The organism is Streptomyces aureus, from assembly GCF_000725495.1.
GTDB lineage: Bacteria > Actinomycetota > Actinomycetes > Streptomycetales > Streptomycetaceae > Streptomyces > Streptomyces aureus_B.
This window is the reverse complement of sequence record NZ_JNZD01000009.1, coordinates 219,633-239,888: the sequence shown is the minus strand read 5'-3', so window position 1 is coordinate 239,888 and position 20,256 is coordinate 219,633. Positions and strand designations below refer to the sequence as shown.

Genomic DNA, 20,256 nt, shown 5'->3' with positions numbered 1-20,256 from the left:
CGCCCCGCAACACCACCCACGCCCCACCAAAAGACGTGGCGATCACCCCCGAGAGAGCTGGTAGGGTTCTACCCGTCGCCGCAACAAAGCGCCCGACACGCCCCCGTAGCTCAGGGGATAGAGCAACGGCCTCCGGAGCCGTGTGCGCAGGTTCGAATCCTGCCGGGGGCACCCCTCATGAGGTGCCCAAAGACCCCGTCACCAGCGGAAACGCTGAGGCCGGGGTCTTCGCGTATGTGCAGCCAGATGCCGCCCGAAGCAGCTCCATGTCAGGGTCTGTGGACGAGGCGTGGACGGGATCTTGAGACGTTCCCCCAGGTGAGTCCCACAAAGCGATGTGACCCCGGACGAGGACGGGGCCACATCGCGAAGCGGTATCGGCCCCCCTAGTCGGCGGTGGTCCCCCAATAGCCGATCTGCGCGGGTCTGCCATCCCGGTAAAGCACTGTGCAGTTCCCCTGGGCGCGGTTCGGGAAGCTCAACCGCTCGGAGTCGAGAGCGACGTCCCACTCTTCGTAGGTGGGCCGGCCGTGAGGAGCCCACGCACGCACCTCCTCATCGGTCAGCGGCCGCATGAACGGACCGTCATCGGTGTCCGCGGCTTCGATCATGAGCGGGAAGTCGAGCACGGTGCACGTGCCACCGGTGAATATGTACTCCTGCCATTCAGGGTCGCGCCACAGTTCCTCGACGGACTGGCCCTCGAAACCGTGGTTGTCCCGCGCCAACTCGTCCTCCTGAGCCTGCCGGAATGCAGCCACCAGATCACGCTGATACGGGCCCGTGTGACTCCACTCGTTTCCGCCCATCCGTATCCCCTCCCCATCCGAACTGCTTGATCAGGAGCGGAGCGTAAAGGACGGCACTGACAGGGCACCCCACCCCGCCCGACGTCGGCCACGCCATGGAGACTCCCCACAGCTTTCACAGAAAGGGCCGACACTTTACCGAGAAGAGCTGACTGAGGCCCCAATCCAAGCTTGGCGATGACGGGCGACGTCGTACACCTGCTCGATCTGTTCAGCCGTCAGCACCCCTGAGAGCGGTGCCAGTGCCGCCACCTCACGCTCCCGGTACACGCGCACGCTGAGCTGCGTGGCGACCACCTTCAAATCGGTCACGCCCACGAAAACGAGCACCGGCTCCACCGGTACGGGAAAGCCGCAGTAGCGCTCAAGCACTCGAGCTACCCGCTTGGCCTCCGCCCGGCTCTTGCGCGCATAGGGCGCTGGCTTTCCGTGATCGACCTTCACAGAGTCGTCGCCGACCCATACAGACCTTTTGTGGTGGTGCTTCGTATTGATGCTGAACACGCCACCGGGCCCTATCAACAAATGGTCCACGTCCACCTTGTCGGCCAAGAGGATGGAGTGCAGGACGCGCCAGCCGTGCCGCTCCAAGCGCTTCAGCTCGGCTCCCACCCTCCGCTCCCCCGCCAGACCCTTCCGCCAGGAGTCCCACTCGGCGGGGCACCGAAGGAGCTGCAAGACGACTCGCTTGATCAGGCCTGGCCCGGATTTGTCGAGCAGAGACTCTCCGGGACGGTTGGCGGACAGGTCGTCGACCGCCGTCAGAGGCGGCAGCACTGGGGGCGCCTCAGCCTCGGGCGTCCTGGGCGGTTGCTGCGGCCGGACCGGTTCGGGATTGTTCTGTAGGTGATCTGTCAGCACGGCGATCACGTCGTCGCGATACTCGGCGACCAGGACCGTGATGTCCCCCGTCCTCACATCCGCCCAGCCGACCGCCGTGCCATCAGGCAGGTTCGCGTACAGGCGATCATGTCCGTACCGCTTCCAGCGCGTGACCTTCAGCTCCACGAGTCCCCCCTCGTCCGCTCTCGGCTCGAAGCGTCGCAGCAGGTAGGGCTCAAGACGAGAGAGGCCCCGGACAAGTTGCCCAGGGCCTCGGTGGGGTGCAGCGTGTCTCACTCGTACTCGCGGAGCAGATCCTCGATGCGCCGGTTGGCAACGTCCTGCCGTCCGTCGAGACACTTCGCGTAGCGGGTCAGCAGGACCTCGACGCTGTTGCCGGCGCGCTCGGCCACCTCGGTCGGGTCAACCCCCGCGTTGAGCCACGTCGACAGCGCAGAGTGCCGCAGATCGTACGGGCGGCTCGCGAGTGGCGAGGCCGCAGCGGACGGTGGGAGCGCGAGGAGACGGGCCTCCTGCCACACCCGGTAGTAGGTCGAGGACGGGACAACCGAGCCCTTCTCGCTGAAGAAGAGCCGTCCGTCGTCTGCCGTGCCGAAGGTGGCCAGGTGGTCGCGGAGTGCGGAGACGAGGTGAGGCGGAATCGGCACCCGTCGGACGTCCTCAACCGGCCGGTTCTTCAGGCCGCGGTCGTCATGGGTCTCCCCCGAATCGGTCCACTGCTTGCCGACCGACGGACGAGTCCGGTGAAGCAGCGCCGATCCCCATCCCTGCTCAGGGAGGCTCAAGTCCGTCTCGACGAGGCCGATCGCTTCAGCCGGCCTGAGGCCGCCGAAGTACATCGCAGCGAAGAGACCCACCAGGCGCCGACCGCGGGCCCGCCGGTAGCCGCCCACGTAGGAGACGGCCGCCAGGAGATTCCGAGCTTGCTCGGGGTTCGCGACAACGCGAGGGTCGACCTGGTTGGAGACCTTCGGCTTCTGCCAGCGGACAGCCGTGATCGGGTTCTCGCGCAGCTCCCCCAGGTCGACCGCGTAGTTCGCAGCGTTGACGAGAGTCCGCCGCTTACGCCGCACGGTTTCGGCTGCCGCGGCCGTACCGTCGAGCTTGAGCTTCAGCGAGTCCAGCACCGCACGGGCCGTAGCCGGTTCAGCGAGATCGGCCAGCGGTCGCGATGCCTTCGACACCCAGTGAAGGACGTTCCGCACGTCGTCCGAGACGTCTCGGTCATCAGGCCCCGGCAGGACGAAGGCCCAGTTGCGAAGCGCCTGGCGGATGGCCTGATCGGACGGCCGTCCAGCCCGCTCACCGAGGAGCTCCACGGTCACGCTGGTGAGCGATTCGTTGATGCCATTGCGCGTGTTGGGAGCGGCATGCGGCCATTTCATGGCGAGGTACCGGAGGGCGAAGTCGTACCAGGACACAGCCGACTTCTTCGGTTCCATCGAGTCCGGAAGCCCGGACGCCTGGTCGAACTCCTCGCCCTCGCGCATCGCCCGCATCAGCTTCGAGCGGTAGTGATCGGCGAGTGCCTTCGTTCGGAACGAGTCGGAGAAGACGTTACCCGCCACGGACCACCGAACGCCGTACGAGGGCGTCTTCGTATCGCGCTTCCGAACGGCCCAGACCTTCACATCGAGAGACTTCACGCCGCGGCCTCCAGCTCTCGCAGCCACGTGGAGAAGTCACTCCGCCACACCCGGAGCTCCCCGTTGGGCAGCTTGAACGCAGCTGGCCCATGCCCCATCTCACGCCAGCGGTAGAACGTCCGGCGGGAGACCCCGCCCAGCTCGTTCAGGACCTGGCGCACGGTCATCAGCTCATCGCGCTGCGGGTTCACGTCGGTTCTCCTTCCGTACCGAGGGCGGGTTCGAGGGATGCGGCGAGCCAGGCTTCGGCGGAGGACAGACCGATTCCGGCAAAGACCCAGTGCGAAAGAACGAGAGTCGTGTCCGGCTCGTCCTCGGTGATCACTGCGGCTTGGGCGCGGCGCCACTCGGCGCGAGCGTCGCGGAAGGCGCCGAGGGTGGTGGAGTAGCGGCGGGACTTGGTGGAGAAGTGGCCGCGGAAGCCGAGCATGTGAGCCCAGGCACGGAGCCGGAGACCTTCTAACTCCTTGCGGGCCCCGAGCGTCCAGGCCGTTCGGATCAGCCGGCGCGCGTGGTCGCTGATGTCGAGCTGGGCGAGTTCGGCGAGGAACTTCAGCGGCCGGTCGAGAGCTCCCGTCGCGGTCTCGGCGCCCTTGGTGGCGTACTTGGCGATGTACGAGGCCACGGCCCGCTCGGTCAACTCCTGGCCACCGTCGAAGTCGGCGGAGCGAATCGCACGCACGTCGATCTGCTTGCCGAAGGTGAACATGTGCGGGCGTCCGTCGACGACGGGGCCATCAACACGGGAATGAGCAGCAGCGGCGCCAATCGCGTCGGTGAGCAGATCGGCAGTAGCCCAGGTGGGAGGCGGGGTGTCGCCGCCCTCAGGCCCGTCGATGCGGATGACGGCGTGGAAGTGGACCGCACCGCGCTTCTGGTACTCGGCGACTTTGGCGAAGGAGACCCGGGCGAAGTCAGCTAAGTCCCGCTGGGTGAGGCCGGCCCGCTTGGCTATCTCCCGGCGGAGGTAGATGGAGAAGCGCCGCCAGAGCATTCCGGCGTGCGCGTTCCATAGGACGGCGCCCTCGTAGTCGTACGTCGCCGGGTCCAGGGGCGTACCGAGTGATTCGTCGTCGGTGTCGTGCAGGAGACCGCAGCGGCAGGCGCGGACGGTGCCGCGGCGGTCTGTGGGCCGGTTGTGGACGGGGCCGAAGCCAGGGGCGGTGAAGGTGGCGAACACCTTCGGGTGGCGGGTGACGGTGTCGGGAGTGCCTTTGCCGCCCCGCAGTCCGGCGGTGATCAGGTGGAAGGTGTCCCGGCGGTAGGTCTCCGCACAGGCCGGGCAGCGGGTCGCGCGGCGATTGTTGCAGCGTACGAGGAGGTTGCCTGCCGGGAGTGAGGCCGAGTCGAGGCGGTGGAGAACGCGGCCGATCTCGCCGGTACGTGTGTCGACCGCGTGCTCGACACGGTGGCCGTCCAAGCGCACAGGCTGTGTACAACCGCCGATGCCTCGGAGCTGTTTGACGAGGGTGGGCATGCCGCCCAGGGAGACGAGCGCGCCCAGTTCTTTGACTGGGGGCGGAACGCGTCCGGTAGTAATGGGAACTGTCCTTTCGGTTTCGGTCGGAAGGTCCGCGCCTGCCGGGGCGGCGGGATGCTTGGCGGTATCGAGACCGCCCCGGCAGGCGGGTCAGCGCTTGTGAGCGCTGTTGAGCAGGGAGCGCAGCACCAGGGCCGCGATGGAGACGGAGACAGCCGTGATGGCGACCGTGGCCAGGAGTGCGGTCAGCACGACGCCGATGACGAGGACCGCGGCAACGGCGCTCGCCCCGCGGCCGATGAGGGGCGCGACCGGACGGCCGGCGGACGCCATCGGGGCGTGAGCACAGGAGCAGGTGGTCACCGGGGCGTGGTGGTGCTCGGCCGGTCGAGCCAGGGTCTGTGCGATCGGTACCGGAGCGGCGTCGGGCATCTTCGGGTGGAACAGCATGGGGTTTCTCCCTTCAGCGATGGGTGCCGTCGACGACGCCGACCCCGGAGCGGGTGCCGGACTCGATGGCCGGGGCGAGGAAGGTCTGAGAGAGCAGGAAGCCGAAGAGGGCGATCACGACGGCCACCCACATCCGGACGCCGAGGAACTTGATCGCGGCCCAGGTGATGGCGCCGAGGACGAAGACGAGAGGCAGGCTGAGGGTCACGGCGGTCTCCTAGCGGCCCGAGCAGCGGTGGGTACGGGCCGCCAGCTCGGCGGCGGCGCGACTGTCGTAGTCGGTCGAGAATCCGCAGCGAGGTGCCGTGCAGGCGGCAGCGTGCTTCTCGCGGCCCCGGCCGTCGTAGTACGTGGCGACCTGGACAGGGCCGATGCGGACGACCCGGCGGAAGCGGGGGTTGGCGGGCATCAGGGGAGCTCCTTCGGTCTCGTGGTTCTCGCCGGCGAGGTCGGCGACGTGGTCGAGCAGCCACCGCCGGATCTCCGCGCCCTCGATGTCGTCGGCGACGAGGATCACGGGTTCGGCGATGAGCATTGCTTCGGTGAGGCGGTTCTGACGGGTCAGCTCGGCGGCCCGGTTGAGGGCGCGGAGCGTGGACGGGCGCATGGGCGGAAGGTCTCCTGGGGTCAGGTGAGTTGGGCGGCGATGGCTTCGGCGAGCGGGCCCGGCACACCAAGGCGGGCTCGCAGGGTGTCGGTGTCGATGGGCGCGCCAGTTCGGGTTCGGTGCTCGGCAGCCACCTTTCGGGCGTGGTCGACGAGGGCGGTCGGAAGTCGATCTGGGGGTGGCACGGCAAGCGCGGGATGCGAAGCAGGGGCTGCGGGCCGGGACGCAGCCGCAGGCGCGGGGAGTGATCCCTGTTGCGCCACTTCGTTCGTCAGCTCGTCGTTCTGCTCACGCGGGTCCGGGGCCTGATCCGCGGGTCCGTGAGCAAGGAGCGTTCCGCCGAGGAAGGCGACCGCCGGCCAACCGGCCACGACGATGCGGAGCGAGGCAGGAACGTGGTGGAGGTCCAGGAGCCCGGCCGTCGCGACGTTGGCACCGAGACTGGCGGTGAGCGCGACCAGGAACCAGCACCACCCGGCCGCTTTGGACTCCACCGACCTCAGCCGCCTCCAGGCCGCCACCAACAGCAGATCGACGCTGATCGGATAGGCCCACGCCTTCCAGCCGTCCTGTCCCGCCGCGACGGCCAGATCATGAAGGTGTGCGAAGGACAGCGCGGCAGCGATCACCGCTTGAACCAGTACGGCGTCCACGCGGACCGGAAGGGCACGCGGTACGGAGCGCTCGGCCACGCTGATCACGTCCTCTCGTTCGGTTTCGGGCATGGCGGGGGTAGGGACTTGGCGCGAGACGGTCGCGCCGGCCGGTGGGTTGGTGGGTCAGCCGGTCGCCGGGTGCGGCTTGGTCACACTGGTCGGGGTGTCCGCGGGCAAAGCCGGGACGTGCGGCCGGAACAGCTTCAGAACCGGTACGTCGGGGGCGAGTTCGGCAGTCTCGCGGCAGATGGCCGCAGCGTCGCCGAGGGACAGATACGGGGTGCGCATGCGTCCCCAGCCGCCGGACGTATCGCCGGACACAGCCAGGCCCGGACGTTCAGCGGGAATGGTGGCAGCGACGCCCACCGCTTCGGGGGCGATGTCGCCAAGGGCCATCTTGGCCGAGGCCTCGTCGTTGACGCGGTGACAGACGCGTCTGGTGAGTTGAGCGCGGAGCATGGTGGCGCCCTTACCCAGCTCCGCACCGAAACGCTGGCCGCAGATCTCCAGGTAGATACCCGCGGCCCGCCCGAGCTGGGCGAGTCGGATCAGCTGGGTCACCATCTCGTCGCGTCGTTCCTCGTCCTTGCGGCTTGCCACGAGGAAGAGTTCGGCCACCTCGTCGACGAACAGCACGATGGGCGGCGGCCGTTCGTCGTCCGGCATGCCCCACACGTCAGAGGTGATCTCCTCGTCGGGCGTGCCGGGCGCGATGCCCTGGCGTGCCTTGATCAGGTCGTAGCGGTCCTCCATTTCCTGGACAAGGACGGGCAGCAGCTCGGCGGCTTCATCAGAGTCGGTGGCCAACGCCGACAGCCGCGGAGCGAAGGGTGCCAGTTCGACCCCTCGCTTGCAGTCGATGCCGACCAGGGCGACCGGTTGAGCGGCCAGCCCCGTCAGCAGATTGCGGAGGAACATCGACTTCCCCGACAGGGTGGCACCGAGGACGAGTTCGTGCGGGACTGCCCGGTAGTCGCGGACGAACACGGTTGCGTCCTCCCGCAGAGCCACCGGCACGGCGAGGAGGTCGTGCCCCGCGCTGCGAGGCATCTTCACCGTGCGCAGCAGATCGAACCCGACCAACCGCAGCTCGACCACGCCCGGCTTGATCTCGCGAACGTGGACCGCATGAACGCCCCAGGCGTGCCGGAGCCGCTCACACGAGGCAGCCACGTCCGCCGGCTCCTGGCCGGGAGCGAGCCGAAGCCGGACCCGTAGCCCCGTAGAGGTGGGACGGATCAGCCCTCGGTGCGGCGGCACCGGCCGAACCTCACGGCGGGTCGTGGCCCGCACCGCCAGGGCCCGCAGACGGGACGGTTGAACCGTCAGCCCGCATGCATCCATGGTCGAGCTGTACGAGCCGACCAGCCGGACCACCGACGCGGGCAGCCCGACCGTGGCCCAGTAGACCGCCGGATGCGCCTTCCGGGCGTAGACCGCCCCGCCTATCAAGGCGAGAGGGCCACCCAGCTCGGCCAGGGTCATCAGCTCGGACACGAGATCAGTTCTCCTGTCCGGCGGGGAAATCACCCGGCACGACAGCGGCCGCCCGGTAGGCGATGCCGTGGCGGGCCTGCCCGCTGAAGACGCTCTCCCAGGGACGAGCGACGAGACCGGGCAGGGAGACCGGGGCGCCGACGGCCAGACCGTCCGTGATCCCGCTCTCCGGGACGGTCACCGCGATGAGCGACGACTCCCCTTCGTCGATGTAGACGACGCCGACCTTCATCAGCGCCTCCCCACTGACCGCGTCCTTGGCGATCTCGCCCGTCTGCCGGTCCTTGACCTTCGGCTCGGGGGCCTCGGTCAGCAGGATCGTCGCGGACGAGGTCTCAACTCGGATTGCACGCACAGAACTTCTCCTTCGTAGACACCCGCCAGACAACCTGACAGGTTGACTTAGCAAGTTTGAAGTTAAGGAAGCCAGGTTGACTTGTCAAGTGGCTTTACTGTCGACCCAGTTGAGGTTTCTGAGACGCACCTGCTCAGCGCTGGCTCCGTCATTTTTCGGGATCCGAGCCAAGCCCTGTGGCGTTCAACATCCAGCCGCCCCGCCATCGATGAAGCGACTCACGCCGAGGACTCAAATCCCTCAGCCTCATCGCGATAGTGGGTGATCATGGCTGCTGCGTACCAGTCCGGAACAGCCCCTCGGAACGCCAGGGAGAGGTACGACTCCAACGCCTCGTCGACCCCCAAGAACGGGCCGAACGCCGCACACCAGGCGTCGCGGGCAGATGCGTTCGGGAAGCCTTGAAAGACCGCCACCTCCGGGTCGCGCTCGCCCCAGCACCCCCACATACCCGAGGGGCCCGTTACGGCAACGACCTTCGCCATGATGGTGATCGAGTCAAGGGCATCGCCATCTGGCGCGAAACCGACCGCGTCCCAGTAGTCGTCCCCACTGGCCTCCACCGAAAGTGACAATGCGGGCATGAGGGCCGTGCCGTCACCGGCTTCGAGGACGAGCAGTTCGACGTGTCGATCTCCATGCCACTGAGCCATCGCACACAGCGCAGGCCACAAGTCCGGGGTGAGAAGGGCATCGAACTCACAGAACAACGTGTCGCCCCGATTCGTCCGGAACACCATCTCCGGCAGCCTGGCGTCGAGGTCGAAGACGGAGGCACAGTGGGCACGGACATTGCTGCTTTCAGGCAGTCGTTCTGACACGATCAGGTCCCTGTGGCTGGGTCCGAGGCCTCGTCGGACTATGCCCTCATGCGAGTGATCCGAAAGAGAGGGCCGAGTCCAACTCAGCCAAGCCGATAAGTGTCTTCGAGTTCCTGCCGATCCGCCGGCAGGAGAACATCGGTGACCTGCAAGGTTTGCCCGGCAACATCACACGCGATGACCAAGACGCTCAGCACCGGCTCGCCTTGGGGCATCCCCAAGAGATCAGCTTCTTCCCGGCTTGGCAGTCGAGCCGAGACACGTTCGGTTACGTGATCAAAGCGCACCTTCCTATGTGCTTCCAGGTGTGCGCGCTGCCCCTCTCGCAGTGGAGACGAGACAGAGAGTTCGGTCCCTTGGACCAAGTCGACCGGGAAGTAGGACGAAGAGAGCTCGACCGGCTCACCGTCCTGCACCACCAAGAGGCGCCGAAGCAGGACCGTTGTCTTCTTGGGCACGCCGAGGAGGGAAGCAACCCTAGGCGGCACAGGAACCTGCTCGACCTGGACCAGACGACCTTGAACCGAGGATTCGTCGCGCTCCAGCGCGTCACGCCCCCGTCGTTCCTTCTGCTCGACGACTTCCGGCCGTCCGCGGACGATGGTGCCGAACCCTTGCCGGGACTCAAGCCAGCCATCCCGTTTCAGCAGTTCCAGCGCGCGAACGACAGTGGGCCGCGACATTCCGAAGGCTTGGACCAGCTGATTTTCACTCGGGACCCGGCTCCCCGGCGGGTAGGTACCGTCCTCGATACGCCCTTGGAGCGTCTGCGCCAGCCGCACATACTTGGGTGCAGCCACCTCGTACGCCATAGCCCCGCCTAGTGAGAATCCGCCAAGTCAACCTGTCAACCAGCCTACTCACGTAAGTGGGCACTGAACACCCGCAGACACGCAGGCGCCATTGGCCAGGATCAACTTCACGACTTCCAGGCGTCGTCGATCTGAAACCACACGACGGTCCCACCGAAGCGGCTGGGGCCGGCCGCCCAGGAGTCCGCCAGCGCGTTCACCAGGCAGAGCCCACGACCGTGCGCGTCATTGGCGCTGGGACTGTGGAGCCGGACATCCGCCGGGAAGCCCGGGTTGTGGACGTCGACCCGCAAGGACTCCCCCAGGCGCGACCACTCGACCCGAACCCGCCACGGTTCTTCGGATTCCCCGTACAGGATCGCGTTCGTCACCAGCTCGGAGAGCATCAGCACGCAGTCGTCGATCGGACAGGCCAGGTTGTACGGGGCGGTGAACTTCCGGAACCACCGCCTGGCCCGCGCCACGGACTCGGGCACGGGATAGAGGGTCATAGTTGTACGGGGCGGTGAACTTCCGGAACCACCGCCTGGCCCGCGCCACGGACTCGGGCACGGGATAGAGGGTCATACCCCCGATCGGCTTCGGTCCGGCAACCGCGGCTTCGGACTCTTCACTCGCATCCGCCATGAGCGCCACTACTCCCTACCGGTGCCGTCACAGTCGAGACAGCGCCGCTTGGACGTGGCACGGACGCGAGCAGCAGCAGCGGAGAGCGCCAGGGAGGAGCGGGAGCCGACGTGCTTCCACCCTCGCCCCCGGCATCCACGGCAGACCGCTCCCGGCGAGCCCTGCCGTAACTCCCCGCACTCCCGACTCACGCCCGTGCCCCCTTCCGGTCAAGTGGCCTTAGCCACTTACTGGATAGTGGCATTAGCCACTGGAGGCCACAAGCGGTTCGCAGAGAGATGGCCGACTTTCTAGCTGATCGGGTAGCCCTGCTCGAACGCCCAACGCTCAGGCGGGTACGTGGCCTCGGCGAACTCAAGAGGTCGATCCTGTATGTCGTACACCACGTGATGAACAATCAGAACCGCTGCACCGGGCTCAAGTTCGAGATCAGCAGCCTCATCCTCGGACGCGAGTCGGGCGCACATCCGGTCTTCGGCATAGCTGCCCTGGCGACCCGTGGCGCTCTCGACGTACATGAGCGTCCCTTCCTGGATCCGGTCAGGATCACAGAGCTTGGGCGCCCGCTCGCCTACATCGGTACCGAACCACGAGGTGGAGATGGTGATGGGACCCGACTCATTCTTGGTGACGCGGCGGCGGTGAACAGCTCGGCTTCCAGCCGTCAGACTCAGCGCCTCGGCCACGTAGTCGGGAGCCTCCAACCAGCCGGCGGAAGTGATGACCGCGTACTCGCCCGGCGTGTAGATCTTGCCCGTCTGTTTGGCGCGACCGTAGAGCTCCCGAGCGCGTCGATTGACCGCGAGGCCCCGCACATAGGTCCCCGACCCCTGACGCTTTTCCACCAGGCCTTGATTGCTCAGGGCCTCCAACGACCGGGCGGCCGTCGGGCGCGAAACGCTCCAGTCCGCGGCCAGTTGGCGTTCCGACGGGACCTCATCGCCAGGCCTCAAGTCGCCTCGAAGGATCTGATCGCGGATGTGGTGCGCGATCTGGAGGTACTTGGGCTGGGTCTCTTCGATCTGCGGCATCGGAGTCCCTCCCTAAGTGGCCATGACCAGTAGCCACTATAGGGTGAGTGGCCAGCAGGCAACCCCGTACGCTGCGAGGGTGACCCGGTTGATCGTGGCAGCAGGAGGAGGGGGCGACGCAGTCGCCGCCGCAATGCTCGATGCAGCCCTCTACGGGGGTGACGACAGCCCGGCGGTGATCCTCACGTACGCGTGGGACCGTCTCCTGATCGACCCGGTGCCGGGCCCCCGAGGGCCGGAGAACTTCACGGGACTACGTCGCCTCACGCAAAGCGTCTGGACAGTCCCGGGCGACGCGAAGCCCATCGCTCCCGCAGGCTCGACGCTCCCTCGCCTGGCAGCCGAGCTCCCCCACACCTTTGCCCTGATCGACCCCATGCACGGCGTCGAGGGCATCACCCGCCAGCTCGAAGAGCTCATCGAGCACCTGGCCCCCCAGTCCATCGACCTCCTGGACGTGGGCGGCGACATACTCGCCAAGGGCGACGAACCCACCCTCCGCAGCCCGCTCGGCGATGCCCTCACGCTGGCCGCGTGCTGCCAGGTCAACGCGCCCGTAAGGCTCCTGGTCGCCGGTCCCGGCTTGGACGGAGAGCTCCCGGCCGGGCTCCTGGCTGACCGAATGGGCCCGCCGACGCTGACGCTCACGGCTGAGCACGTCGAACCAGTCAGCTCGGTCCTGGAATGGCACCCGTCCGAGGCGACGGCGATGCTGGCGGCCACAGCCCGCGGGGTACGCGGCCTCTGCGAGGTCAGAGACGCCGGCCTGCCGGTCCCACTCACTGCCAATGGCCCCGCTATCCACGAAGCAGACCTGGACGACGCCCTCAACCGCAACGAACTCGCACGCGCCATCCTCGCAACGGAGACCCTTGCCGAGGTGGAGCAGTACAGCCGCGAGGTCTGCGGGTACTCGGAGATCGACTACGAGCGCAACAAGGCCAGTTGGCTCGGCAACCAGCCGGAAAAGAAGCTCGAGCCGGAAGCCGCCCTTCACCAGCTCGACCAGTTCGAGGCCCAGGCCCGCGACCGCGGCATTACGCACACGACGTTCCGCAGGATCACCGAAGCCCTCGGCCTCAACGGCAAACAGCGCCAAGACCTCCGGGCCCTACTGCTTAGCAGCCGTCCAGACCAGTACGAAGCCCCGCTGTGGCGCATCACGTGAGAGACGATCACAGACTTCCAGCTGCCGTCGACCTGCCCGATCCCCGATCAACACTCACCCGAACCAACTGGGCCGCACTCCAGCATGCTTACGGGCCGGCCACAGATGCACCCGAGATCCTGACCTCGCTACTGGATGCAGACCAGGGTGTGAGAACCAAGGCGCTGGACAACCTGTTCGGCATCCTGCACCACCAGAGCACGATCTATGAGGCGACGGTACCCACGGCTCAGTACGTAGCCGCAATCCTGCCCGATCCTCGAACAAGGCTTTCGGTCGACAAGACCAACCGATCCTTCCCCGGATGCATACGCGCCGATCTGCTGGCTTGGCTCGGATCAGTCGCCGACTCGGTGACCGACGCGGTTGATGAGGTAGGCCAACGACTCGGGTTCCCTCTCGACGATCACCCGCCTGTCGTAGCCATGCGTGAGATACGACCCCTGCTGCTGTCGGCTGTTCTCCCCTACGTCGACGACAGTGACCGCGCCGTGCGCGAAGGGGCGATCGCGGCATGCATCCCGCTCCTCGACGACGTTCGGTTGCTGCACCACCGAGCAGCACTGGTGCCCCTGGTCCGCCAGGTGCTCGGAACCAGCGAGCTCTGGCAGCACCGCGAGCGGGCCATCGATGCTCTCGACGCATGGGGCGAAACCTCCGCAGGGCTTGAGGGTCAGCGGAATCCCTTCCTGTTCTGCGACACGGACCTATCACCAGACAGCACCCCATGGCCTTCAACCGCGAGCAACACCGAAGGATGGACCGAAGCTCCACCGTTCTGACACGACCGGTCCATGATCACCAGGCTCTGCCAGCTGTTGAGTAACAACCTTCTTTACGGGTTCAAGGCGGCTCGCTACGCTCCCCGCGCGGCACACAGCAATCAGCCGCCTGATGTGAGAGAAGGGGTACGAAGTGGCTGGGGCTGCCGACTCCACATCATTGTCACCTTCCCCGCCAACTCGCGTGCAGGTCAGGTGTCCCGCCAGCGCTGTACCGAGCGGACAGTGACAGATTCATCAGTTTGGCCCGGGCGCCCCCGGTGCCTGAGGATGCATGGTTGGCCTATTTCCATAATATCGCAATAGCCATTGACTTAGGCCGTCAAGGCCAGGAAATAGCACCCGCTCTGTGACGTTGGCCTGATCCAAATAATTGCGGACTATCCACTTCTGATCTGCTGGGATTACGATCTTTCTGTACAGGTCTCGATGATCTAGCAGCCAGTCACTGAGACAGGCGGTCGGATGCGATATTGCAGAGAACACCGCTGATTGGTTGACGATGCGGTCATCAAGCGAAGGCGGTTCGAAAAACACAAGCAAACCGCGCCCATGCGGGTCCCTGTATTTGTCGAATTCGTCGAGGCTCTTCGCCGCTTTGTTCAGCATCTCTGTGGTAAATAGGCCGCCTCCCAGGGCGGCAATTTCATCATAGAGAGGAGCCGGCAGGAGATTGTGGGTGGCAACGTAGTCGACACACCACACCGCCGCATCCTGATCGAAATGCTGCACGTTGGAAGTGGCGAAATGGAGAGCGACATAGGGAGAAAAGGTCCAGTCGAGAAGTCTCGTCGGCAAGCCATGGTGTTGGCCAACGCTCAACCAGTTCCAGTCCCAGTCTCCCGGTGACGTGTCTCGATGCGCGTATTTACGAAAATTTCGCAGGAGATGTTGCTCTACCTCGCCACTCGCTCGATCTCGAAGTCGAAACAGGCTTGTGTGCAGGTCATATCTGGCATTTGAAAGGCCTCGATAAACGACATTCGCACGGTACTTTCCACACGATGGTTGCCATTTATCATCTGTTAGGACCGCCATAAGCTGAGACCAATCCTTCACGCGGATTTCGGATGGCGTCGACATAGGGCAGACCCCTTCGTAGTAAGCGCAGGGAGCTTTTAACCAAGTTATCTGGACTGCAGTTGCAATCTTTCCTGAACCACACGCAAGAGCATTTCTGCAGTTTGCGCCAGGTCTCTAGGCGCTACACTTAGATTCTGCATCATGTCGTGACGAAGCCTTACACCTTGGATCACTACTTCAAAGTCTTCAGCGAAGTGTTCCCTCAGCGCCGCCATAGGGCCAACAACTGAAACCGTCGTGGGCAAAATCGGGGATTCTCCTTCATTGGTCGAAGGGTTACCTTTTTCTCGCAGTTGGCTTTCGAGGAGAGCCAGACATGTCCATAGAAGTTGGTCGCTTTCCGCGTTATCTGCTAGACGCTGCAAATTGTCACCGAGATCTGCCGCTTCGAGCGAAGGCTTTTGGCTACTAATCCGGTTCAGCAAATTGTGGACGAAGGTATCGGGCCACGTACCCATTTCTGATGGGCGCTGAATTGTATCCGCCCCTAGCGCCACCGCTAGTCCCGGATCGCTAGGGTTGGAAACTATGGCCTCCGGCGCCCCATTCCGACGATTAATCACATAGTCAAGAGGCAAAGAGTTACCTCGCCCCAAGTCGTAGATGACAACCGCAGCCTTGGACAGAGCCATGTCGATGGCCATGGGAGTCATTGCCAGATCTTGCGCCCTGACATCGTCCACTCCAAGCGGCAATAGTCCAGTTTTCCGGACTACCGGGAATAGATACTCTCGATAGAGAGTGAGCAAAGATCGGCTGGCAATGACTAGTGCGAGTTGTGGTGCGATCGGATTCCTTCGTAGTTCCGCAGTAGTTGCATCGTTGCGCCCAGTCAATTGCGATGCAGTATCGTGCTGCCAGACGTCGCGGAGCTCATTGAAGAATTTCGCAAGAACCGAAGCGCGGTCGGCCTGCGGATCCCTCTCTTCGAGGACGATTGCTTTTATGCCACGGCGCCTAAATTTGGGTGCCTCATCATCAGGGTCGGTAGGAAGAATAGCCCAGGATGGTCGAGTCATGCGTCCCAAACGCTCACGCAAAAGACCAAGTATCTCGCGCATGTCAGCGTCGTCAAGACTGTATCCAATAAATATTGGCTCCCGACTGAGGAGTCGGCCCGACAGATACGTCACAAGAAGTGGATTTCGACGTACAAACCCATCATAGTCTTCTTCGGTCACCACTAGTTGATCTGGGTGGTTTAGATCACCGTGAAATTTTAGCAAATAAGTGGCCTCGGGTCTGGGCTGCATGGCCAACTGCGACTCACCAATCAGTGGCACACAAGGCCGACGCTGTCCTGCATATCCTTGCTCCATTAGAAAGTCGATATTTGTGGTAACTACGGTATCGAACGGCAGCTTCGCGAAAGCGACATGAGCTTCACCTGGCTGGATATCGTTTACGTAAAGCAGTTCACCGAGTCGTTCGACAAGATACGAGCGGCCGTAAGTATCGGCATAGGCGCTGAGGGCGTCTATCGGCCCAGCTGGGACCCGCCCAGGAAGGTCTGCTTCGAGGGCAGCAGCCAGTTTCGACCAGGTCGGTGGGTGCTTTTCGTCCTCGGTGACAGCGCTAGCGCTCACGCCAGCGCCGAGGATCGGCAACCATCGTCCAGCGGAAAGCGCGCGACGCAAACCGCCTGGCAGCCTGCGCACGTAGCCATCAGGGGGAATTGTTGGGGCTGTCACAATCGATCATCCCGAATCCGAGGTAACTCCAACGTGAATTTGCCTAGCTCTAGCTAAGCCCCCGCGGGGCCTCGCGGTGAGGTACGCCAACACTTAAAGTCCATTATGGGCTTGAATCACCATATATGTCCACATTTGATGGCTAATTGAAGAGAGAACGGTTGATAAGAAAACCTCCAGGCCCCCAGGGCTCGTCCGGCATGCGGCCGCAGCCAAGCACGGTTCCCGAGCTCAGGCTCACGCGCCGTCTGCACGAGCCAGCCGTTGAAGCCGAGCGCTGGCAAGCCCCGAAAACGTGGCTAAGGCTGGTGGGGCCACAGCGAGGCACACGCGTGCCCGAGTGGTCGACGCGCACGCCGTCGTAACTAACTGTCGTGGGCTGAGACTCAAGGGTTTCAAGACCCTGCTTCCGCTCAGGCAGCTTGGCGAAAGGACGTGCCATTCGTGTGCCAGATCGTGTGGGGAACAGCGGGGACCAGCCACGGGTGCGACCAGGGCTCCAAACCACTCTGCCGCAGGTCGGCGCGGCAAGAGCCGTCAGCAAACCCGAGCTTCCCAAGCTGAGGTTCAGGCGCTGTCCTCGCGGGCCGGTCGCCGCGGCTTGCTCCGGTCGACGGCATAGGTAGCGTGGCTGAGGCTGGTGGGGGCGGAGCGAGGCATACGCGTGCGTGGTCGGGTGGCGCACCCGCCGTCGTGGCTGATTGTCGTCGGCTGAGGTTCAGACGGGGCGCATCAAGGGTGGCGGTGTCAGTCGAGTGCGGCGAAGCTGGGCCGTCTCCGGGCCGTCCGAGGTTACTCAACAGCGGCCAATGACGACCAACGTCGACCACCAGGCGCCCGACCCCAACGCCTCTGAGCAGCGAAAACCCAGCTCACCAAGATCCCCGACAAGACCCAGGGCAAGTAGAAGCCGAGTACACGACAGCAATCGCCCGGGCAGGACGTCCCGTTGCACCGACGATGGGCGCATGGGCCGGCACAACACAGCGCTTGACAGTGCGTAGCGGAGGTACTCCCACCCGAGGAGCTCCCCATGTTGGCTGCTCATGCGCTCGTCGACGTACGCAAGCTGATCGCCTATGTCGGCTGTGAGCTGTTCTGGACTTGCGGAGGCATTCAGGGATATAGCCGGCCCGGGTTCCGTTCTCAAGCTTTAGTGCACACAATGACGAGATCGGACTGAATTACGCCGCTACGCGCCCCGAGCTCCGCGGGCGAGCATCCCTGAACGTGACCGGGACGCGTGGCGGTTACATCTCCTCGTTGTCGAGAAAGCTGTAATCCTCGTCCTCGATTGAGACCTTGGACAGATTGGCGGAGACGTAACTCTCCACGGACGAGTCACCGGCGGAGGGGTCGGGAAAAACAAGGGCGATGCCAATGACATGTTCCTCCGCGTCGAGGGGAACGCGTTCTTTCCTCTTCCGCGCCGGGGAGGTCGATGGCGGCTTCTTGGGGGCTGGTGCGGACGTCTTGTCAATGGGGTACAGGACGAGCAACCCAGTGTTGGGTTGCTGTGATTGGCGCTGCTTCCTATAGTCCTCTTCGACCCAGGTGGCCTTGTAGCCGTCCAAATCAACGGCAGCATCCCGCGGGCTCATCAGAGTCTTGATGTCCGCGGGGCCAGCGACGTCGAGGCGGGATCGGATGGTGCGCCCGACGGTCACCCCGGGAGCGAAGGTGAAGTCGTAGTCTGGCCGGCCCTGAGGCGTGCCGATAATGGCAACGTTCCACCGTCGCAGCGAGCCAGCTGCCGCCACTCGCTTGTTGATGTAGGCAACGATCAGTTCCGAGGTGCTCACGGAGTTTTCGTGGAACTGGTAGCTGGTCAAGAATCGCGTGACGACGTCGTGCGGCACCTCGTAGAAGACGTACCGCCCGTCCTTGGGACGTTCATCGATCTTAAGGGAAATTGAGGCGGCAGCCGTGACCAAGGCACGGGCGGCGTCAATGTTCGCGGTCAGCCACTCGACGTCAGTGTGGAAGTAGTGGGTCTGAACGCGCTGACCGCCAAACGAGGAGGCTGCCATGACGGCGTCGCGCATTTTGGCAGCCGCGGTCACCCGCAGTGCGGGATGTGTGCGCAGACGTACAGCGAAGGTCAGGGGGGTTTCGTTCTCAGTCATGTAGACGTCGATGTCGCGCCGCATCTCCGTCTCGACCGTGGCCAGATGGCGAAACCACTCGGCCAACTCATCGGTCATCCAGATGCGGGGCAGATCGGCGTAGCCATTGCGGAAGCCGAACCAGCGTCCCATCTGCAGCAGCGTGTCGTAGGCGGAGACGGCACGTACGAAGTAGCTGACCGATAGTCCCTCCAGGGTGAGTCCCCGGGATAGGGTATTGCCGCCGACCGCAATGGCCACCACGGGGCCGTTCCCGTAGTCGAGACGATCCTCGCTGCTGGAGTTGTCCATGACGACACGACAGTGGTCAACCACACTCGGCAAATGCGCCATCAATTCTTCAAACTGCACCTTGCGTTCGCCGAAGTCCTCGGCTGGCACGCGGGCCGTCTCCTCTTCCCAAAGGTCCCGCAGCCGAGCGAGGCATTCCTCTCTGTTCATCAAATCGACTGTGTGGTCGCGCATCCGCTCGAGCGGCCTCTTGAAACTGTTGTGCACGGCGGTGTTGACGCTAGTGTGGATCAGCATCGTGCTGTGCGGATTGCCGGTTCCGCGCACACGTCGGGCGGCGGTGACCAGCCAGAAGTACTCCACAGCTCGGCGCAGAGTGTCTGTGATGACGGGCTCGAAGCCTTCAACGTCTGCCCTCGTCTTGGGGCGCACGCAGGCCACGTCTCCCTCGGGCACCGAGCGGATCATGTCGTAGCCGTCGTCCACCTGGTCGGGGGCGTCGCCGTCGACCGGGTACCGCCCGAACAGGACTTCGGTACCGAAGTGGTGGTCGGGCTTCGGAAGGCTGACGATGAAGTCCCTCGGGTAAAGGTCCTCTGCGCCTGGGTCGATGAGTAGGTTCGCGAAGGGGGAGGCTGTGTATCCGACGTATGCCGACCGCGGCAGGCTGTTCATGATGCTCATGATCAGTGGATTGATCGACTTCGTCGCGACGGTGGCTTGGTCGGCTTCGTCGTCAATGATCAGCGCAGGGCAGTCCTCGAGGTAGTCGGATGCCTTTTCCAACCACCGGGCGAGCTTGCGCAACACCGTTGCGTTCTTCTTCACCACGCACAGCACGCGGGTCTTGTTGCTCTTGCCGAAGTAGGAGGCTGGATTCTCTTGCGGGGTGAAGTCCTTTTCAAGTCCCGTGAGTTGGGACCACATTGACGGGTTGGGCTCTACTAGCTGCTGGACGAGCCTCGCCTGAGTCTGACGGCGCAGCCCATTGTGAATTCCGGCCAACACGATGAACAACTTGTAGCCGCGATCCGCGGCCTTGGCCATCACTGAGGTGAAGTTGGTTGTCTTGCCGGACTGCACGTGCCCCACAACCAGACCGCGAGTGGAGAACGAACGCTCCTTGGGATGGTTCAACAGCGACACGATGCGGGTGGAGGAGTCGTCGAGATGGGTGATTGCGGACTGCTGCGGCCAGCCGTCCTTGCGCAGCCTGTCTACGACAGCCGGCCAACATTTGTCCTTGGCCTGCGGGCCGGTGTACCAGGTATCGCGGTTGCCCAGGATGACCGCATGTGGTTCCTCCAGCTCCCGGATCCGGATGGTCTGCTGCTCGTGCCGCTCACGGATCTGCTGGACGATGTCCGAGCTGATGCCGAACTGCTCCAGTCGCTTGACGGACTCCGAAGGAGGAAAGGCGTCCAAGAGCGCCCTGAACGTCTCATACATGTCGTCGAATTCGTCAGCCATGCGAGTCGACCGCTCCCCCCACTCTCGTCCGCCTCATCCGGCCCCATCCATCCGGGGCTCGGCTTGTGCAG

The 20,256-nt window shown here is 64.4% G+C and carries 20 protein-coding genes and 1 tRNA gene; 3 read left to right on the top strand and 18 right to left on the bottom strand.

The window, feature by feature from the left end; translation table 11 throughout:
* The first annotated feature begins 99 nt into the window (after nt 1-99).
* Nucleotides 100-171 (top strand) — tRNA-Arg (locus IO36_RS17700).
* Nucleotides 172-386: 215 nt separating this feature from the next.
* On the opposite strand, the gene IO36_RS17695 is transcribed toward IO36_RS17700, so the two are convergent.
* From IO36_RS17695 to IO36_RS17625, 15 genes are all read right to left on the bottom strand, one after another.
* Entirely contained in the window at nt 387-809 is a 423-nt protein-coding gene (locus IO36_RS17695; RefSeq protein WP_037620985.1) for a hypothetical protein, read from the bottom strand.
* A gap of 135 nt (nt 810-944) precedes the next feature.
* Nucleotides 945-1,817, bottom strand: a complete 873-nt coding sequence (locus IO36_RS17690) for a nuclease-related domain-containing protein (protein WP_037620984.1) — start codon at nt 1,815-1,817, stop codon at nt 945-947.
* A gap of 107 nt (nt 1,818-1,924) precedes the next feature.
* Entirely contained in the window at nt 1,925-3,298 is a 1,374-nt protein-coding gene (locus IO36_RS17685) for a tyrosine-type recombinase/integrase (RefSeq protein WP_037620983.1), read from the bottom strand.
* Nucleotides 3,295-3,465, bottom strand: coding sequence for a helix-turn-helix transcriptional regulator (locus IO36_RS17680; protein ID WP_037621019.1), 171 nt, complete (start codon nt 3,463-3,465; stop codon nt 3,295-3,297). Before IO36_RS17680 ends, IO36_RS17685 begins: the two co-directional genes overlap by 4 nt.
* A 20-nt stretch (nt 3,466-3,485) precedes the next feature.
* The gene (locus IO36_RS17675; RefSeq protein ID WP_037620982.1) at nt 3,486-4,775 is read right to left on the bottom strand and encodes a replication initiator; all 1,290 of its coding nucleotides are present in this window, start codon (nt 4,773-4,775) and stop codon (nt 3,486-3,488) included.
* Nucleotides 4,776-4,928: 153 nt separating this feature from the next.
* Nucleotides 4,929-5,225 (bottom strand): SpdD protein, encoded by a 297-nt coding sequence (locus IO36_RS17670; protein WP_078943277.1) that lies wholly within the window; start codon nt 5,223-5,225, stop codon nt 4,929-4,931.
* 16 nt (nt 5,226-5,241) lie between these two features.
* On the bottom strand, nt 5,242-5,436 hold the full coding sequence (locus IO36_RS17665; RefSeq protein ID WP_037620980.1) for a hypothetical protein: 195 nt from the start codon (nt 5,434-5,436) through the stop codon (nt 5,242-5,244).
* A gap of 9 nt (nt 5,437-5,445) precedes the next feature.
* Entirely contained in the window at nt 5,446-5,637 is a 192-nt protein-coding gene (locus IO36_RS17660; protein ID WP_037621018.1) for a mobile element transfer protein, read from the bottom strand.
* Between the two features lie 218 nt (nt 5,638-5,855).
* Entirely contained in the window at nt 5,856-6,560 is a 705-nt protein-coding gene (locus IO36_RS17655; protein ID WP_051900597.1) for a DUF2637 domain-containing protein, read from the bottom strand.
* Between the two features lie 54 nt (nt 6,561-6,614).
* Entirely contained in the window at nt 6,615-7,988 is a 1,374-nt protein-coding gene (locus tag IO36_RS17650; RefSeq protein ID WP_037620979.1) for an FtsK/SpoIIIE domain-containing protein, read from the bottom strand.
* Nucleotides 7,989-7,992: 4 nt separating this feature from the next.
* Entirely contained in the window at nt 7,993-8,343 is a 351-nt protein-coding gene (locus IO36_RS17645) for an SCO3933 family regulatory protein (protein ID WP_037620978.1), read from the bottom strand.
* Between the two features lie 218 nt (nt 8,344-8,561).
* Nucleotides 8,562-9,164, bottom strand: a complete 603-nt coding sequence (locus tag IO36_RS17640; RefSeq protein WP_063764878.1) for a hypothetical protein — start codon at nt 9,162-9,164, stop codon at nt 8,562-8,564.
* A gap of 83 nt (nt 9,165-9,247) precedes the next feature.
* Nucleotides 9,248-9,976, bottom strand: a complete 729-nt coding sequence (locus IO36_RS44620) for a GntR family transcriptional regulator (protein ID WP_078943271.1) — start codon at nt 9,974-9,976, stop codon at nt 9,248-9,250.
* 107 nt (nt 9,977-10,083) lie between these two features.
* Nucleotides 10,084-10,467, bottom strand: coding sequence for an ATP-binding protein (locus IO36_RS17630; protein ID WP_037620976.1), 384 nt, complete (start codon nt 10,465-10,467; stop codon nt 10,084-10,086).
* A gap of 426 nt (nt 10,468-10,893) precedes the next feature.
* Entirely contained in the window at nt 10,894-11,634 is a 741-nt protein-coding gene (locus IO36_RS17625) for a GntR family transcriptional regulator (protein WP_037620975.1), read from the bottom strand.
* A gap of 133 nt (nt 11,635-11,767) precedes the next feature.
* Here IO36_RS17625 and IO36_RS17620 point away from each other — a divergent pair, with 133 nt between their 5' ends.
* The gene (locus IO36_RS17620) at nt 11,768-12,802 is read left to right on the top strand and encodes a DUF1152 domain-containing protein (protein ID WP_037620974.1); all 1,035 of its coding nucleotides are present in this window, start codon (nt 11,768-11,770) and stop codon (nt 12,800-12,802) included.
* The gene (locus IO36_RS44615) at nt 12,787-13,584 is read left to right on the top strand and encodes a hypothetical protein (RefSeq protein WP_245173330.1); all 798 of its coding nucleotides are present in this window, start codon (nt 12,787-12,789) and stop codon (nt 13,582-13,584) included. The genes IO36_RS17620 and IO36_RS44615 overlap by 16 nt, the downstream gene beginning before the upstream one ends.
* Before the next feature lie 237 nt (nt 13,585-13,821).
* Here the strand turns inward: IO36_RS44615 and IO36_RS44610 are convergent, their stop codons facing one another.
* From IO36_RS44610 to IO36_RS17605, 3 genes are all read right to left on the bottom strand, one after another.
* Nucleotides 13,822-14,667: an FRG domain-containing protein gene (locus tag IO36_RS44610; protein WP_078943270.1), complete on the bottom strand. Its 846-nt coding sequence runs from the start codon at nt 14,665-14,667 to the stop codon at nt 13,822-13,824.
* 44 nt (nt 14,668-14,711) lie between these two features.
* Nucleotides 14,712-16,325, bottom strand: coding sequence for an SIR2 family NAD-dependent protein deacylase (locus IO36_RS44605; RefSeq protein ID WP_158997401.1), 1,614 nt, complete (start codon nt 16,323-16,325; stop codon nt 14,712-14,714).
* Between the two features lie 1,283 nt (nt 16,326-17,608).
* Nucleotides 17,609-20,185, bottom strand: coding sequence for a Z1 domain-containing protein (locus IO36_RS17605; RefSeq protein ID WP_037620972.1), 2,577 nt, complete (start codon nt 20,183-20,185; stop codon nt 17,609-17,611).
* Nucleotides 20,186-20,256 lie beyond the last annotated feature (71 nt).